Below are 3,466 nucleotides of genomic sequence, written 5' to 3' on the forward strand. Positions count from 1 at the left end.
TCGCTTCCTTCGACGCTGCTGTCGAGCAACTCAAGGCTTTGGGCGCCGAAGTTGTCGAGGTTTCGTGCCCGAGCTTCGAGCATGCGCTCGCGTCGTACTACCTGGTGCTGCCCAGTGAGGTCTCGTCCAACCTGGCTCGCTTCGACGCCATGCGCTACGGACTGCGTGTCGACGACGGCAACATGAGTGCCGACCAGGTCATGGCGGCAACCCGCGCCGCCGGTTTCGGTCCGGAGGTCAAGCGCCGCATCATGATCGGTACCTACGCACTGTCCTCGGGATACTACGACGCCTACTACGGTTCGGCGCTCAAGGTTCGTACGCTCATCGCGCGCGATTTCGACAGGGCCTACGAGAAGGTGGACGTACTGGTCTCGCCGACCAGTCCGTTCACGCCGTGGAAGTTGGGGGAGAAGGTCGGCGATCCGTTGGCCATGTACCTCTCCGACCTGTGCACGCTGCCGACCAACCTGGCCGGACACTGCGCGATGTCGGTGCCCTCGGGCCTGTCCGCGGACGACAACCTGCCGGTGGGCTTGCAGATCATGGCGCCCGCCATGGCTGACGAGCGCCTCTACCGTGTCGGTGCGGCCTACGAAGCTGCACGCGGCCCGATAGCGACTGCAGTCTGACCTGTTTGCTGTGCGCCTTTATTAACCCCCCGCGGTTAATAAAGGCGCACAGCAGTTTCAGGAGCAAGTTCTCAGGGCCGTCCCCTGATCGGTTCCGTAGCGATGGCCGTGACCGGCGGGGACACCGAGCGAACCGAGCATGTCGACGGTGGTCTGCAAGAACGTGACACCCGGGATCCACTGCGGGATCGGTGCATCTTGCACGGCACGGCTCAGATCCGGCTTCTGCGTCGCGAGGGCGGGGGACCACCACACCACCGGGTCAGACTTGTTCGCTAGGACGGTTGCGCCGTCCGTCCGTGTCGCGCCGGCCGGGGGACCTGCCCACAACACGTCGCACGGGACGATGGGACTGCCCTCGGACAGTGCGGCGCTGCCGCCGACGGCGCCGAGGCTCTGTCCGTAGAGGAACAGGTCCGGTCGATCCTCGGCGGGCATAGCGGCAATGTGGCTGCCGACGGCGGTGAACAGAGCGGTTGCCGATTCTTCGGCGTCGTCGCGGCTGAACAGGAATGTCGCCCAACTGGGTGCGTCGGAGTATTGCTGCCCGACTATTGCGACGTCGCCGCCGAACCGTTGCTCGATACCGTCGACTGCATGCGTGTCGATCCACCCCGATCCGGTCGGAACGGCCACTACGACGCTGTTGCGGGTAAAGCCGCCGACGCGATCGAGTTCGCTCACCGCGAGCGCGGCACGTGATGCAGTGTCGGGTGCCGAATCCAAACCGGCGTAGACGCGCACCGAGTCTTCGCCTGCTGCGACGAACTTGCGTCCCTCGGCACCCATCGACGTCCACGAGATGAGCGATTCGGAGCTGCCTGTCGCGGAGGCCGAAAGTGGCTGTGTCAGAGCGGTGTCGATGTACGCGTTGGACTTGTCGAACGAATCGGAAAGACCGTTCCACACGGCGGGACCGACTACCAACTGCACTCCGAGAACACCCATGACCAGTGCGCCAACACTCCGCGCGAAACCCATCCACCGCAGCGCCTTCGAAAGTCCGACCCCGAGGCCCCAGAGTGAAAGGGCGGTCAGTGCTGCAATGCAACCCGCCTCCGCCCAGTGGAGAAGTCCGGCAGACGGTGCGCCCATCGCCGCTCGCAACGAGTTCTGCCAACCGGCGGCGGCGAACATCGCAACTGCGGTGCCGGCAGTCGACAACCCGAACGCGGTGATGCGCCAATGACGTTCGTCGAATCGGGCCTTGACCCGGTCGGGGACGAACCGACGGGCTACCGCGGAGAACGCCCACATCGCCAGTAGTCCGGCCGCGACGAGCAGACCGCTGAACACCCCTTGTAGTACGGCTGATCGCGGCAGGAGTCCGGGAGCCAGCGAGATGGCGGACATCGCTGCCACGGCGACGCTCGTGGACACGCGGGGGAGTGCGAGCGCCCCGACTCGGGCGAGGACGGGGGTCCGTGACGCATTCAGAACGCTCATGCTGCAATCGCTTTCGGGGAGTAGGAGAACTCGTTCGACGGGTCGAGGCGCCGCGATCGCATCAGGGTGAAGCCGAAGGCGGAGACTGCCAGAACACCGGCCGTGCCGTAACCGAATCCCGATTCCGCGACCGGCGTCAGATAGCTTTGGCGCCAGGAGTTTCCGTTCACAGCCGTGACGGCTACATCGGCCATCGCGAAGCAATACCCTCGTGAGAGAAAGGACGTGCGGTCTTCACACGCGGCATGCATTCGCTGGTCGAGCTGACCGTCGAGGGCCTGACGTGCCCACGGCCCCAGTTCCGTTCCGTGCGAATGCGCGTAGCGGAGTAGGTCGTAGCCGAGATCGTGCGCTTTGCAGGCCGAGTCGAATTCGTCGGGAAGTGGGACCGGCGACGAGCAGTCGCCGTGGGGATTGGCGAGGTATCCGTCGACGACGGCGGGGGTGTAACCGGCGAATGCCGCAAAGTCCGCCGGGATGGTGGTCGCAGCGTCAGCGGCATCCGCAGTAGTCACGGTGGCGATCGCCCTGGATGCGTTCGAATTCTCGGTGCGCGGCGACTGGGCTCCGCTCGCTCCGGCAGTGACCGTGATCGCTGCCGTTGCAGCCAGCGCCAGGGCCGCCCAGGTGCCGGCGCTTCGAGAGATGTCTTTCACCCGTGTGATCCGCATGCCGTTCACGCTATGAACGGACAATCCTGGCGGTCATCGCTCTGTGGAGGGGTTCTCCGACGCGCATTCGGGTGAGAATTCCCTCCCCTGTGATACCTCGGAGGTAGGGGGATCTCACTCTGCAGTATGAGGACTTTCGGGGTTCGCCTTCATAGGCTTGACGAGTGATCAAGGTCCGTAGGAAGAACAAGGGTGCACCGGATGTGCCCGCGCCGACATACGCCACCGCCGGGTCGATGCTGTCCGGCCTCGACGGGGCGGTCGTTCATTCGGAGAAAGTGCGTCGGGCAACCAGTTTCGTGGCCCGCGGTCAGTTCTGGAACATCGTCACCGTAGCGATCACCCTGATCCTCTATTCGATTGCCTGGCCGACACTGCAACTGACGCATCATGTTTCGCCGCCGATCATGCCCTTCGTCGCCGCGTTGGCTGCATTTCCGTTCGTCCTGATCCGGATCAACGCTCCGTTGGGGTGGGCGGTGTCGGCGGTGTCGGCACTGATCATCCCGTTGGTGTTCGACAACACTCCCGGTTACGACTACCCGTGGCAGGTCGTCCACATCATCGTGCTGATGTCGTTGCTGGCCGCAGTGAGTCTGCGGGCGCCCATTCAGGTTGTCGGTGTCGCCTGGATCGCCACGGTGCTGCTCTTTCTCGGCAACGCCCCGGGAAGCGACGGCGCCGGTTGGGCTGTCGGGCTGAGTGCCCTGGTCGTCT

3 protein-coding genes and 1 pseudogene are annotated in these 3,466 nt (G+C 64.6%); 2 read left to right on the plus strand and 2 right to left on the minus strand.

Going from position 1 to position 3,466, the window contains the following annotated elements; genetic code table 11:
- Positions 1–632: amidase family protein (locus A2J01_RS10425; protein WP_269455302.1), on the plus strand; the 632-nt coding region annotated here is incomplete at its 5' end.
- A gap of 57 nt (positions 633–689) precedes the next feature.
- Here the strand turns inward: A2J01_RS10425 and A2J01_RS10430 are convergent.
- Together A2J01_RS10430 and A2J01_RS10435 are read right to left on the minus strand one after the other, a co-directional pair.
- The gene (locus tag A2J01_RS10430) at positions 690–2,078 is read right to left on the minus strand and encodes an alpha/beta-hydrolase family protein (RefSeq protein ID WP_064112657.1); all 1,389 of its coding nucleotides are present in this window, start codon (positions 2,076–2,078) and stop codon (positions 690–692) included.
- Positions 2,075–2,749, minus strand: a complete 675-nt coding sequence (locus A2J01_RS10435; RefSeq protein WP_064112658.1) for a hypothetical protein — start codon at positions 2,747–2,749, stop codon at positions 2,075–2,077. The genes A2J01_RS10430 and A2J01_RS10435 overlap by 4 nt, the downstream gene beginning before the upstream one ends.
- A 164-nt stretch (positions 2,750–2,913) precedes the next feature.
- On the opposite strand from A2J01_RS10435, the pseudogene A2J01_RS10440 reads away from it, so the two are divergent.
- A pseudogene (locus A2J01_RS10440) lies at positions 2,914–3,466 on the plus strand (sensor histidine kinase); the annotation flags it as partial.

It is taken from the genome of Rhodococcus sp. EPR-134 (assembly GCF_001647205.1).
Lineage (GTDB): Bacteria > Actinomycetota > Actinomycetes > Mycobacteriales > Mycobacteriaceae > Rhodococcus_F > Rhodococcus_F qingshengii.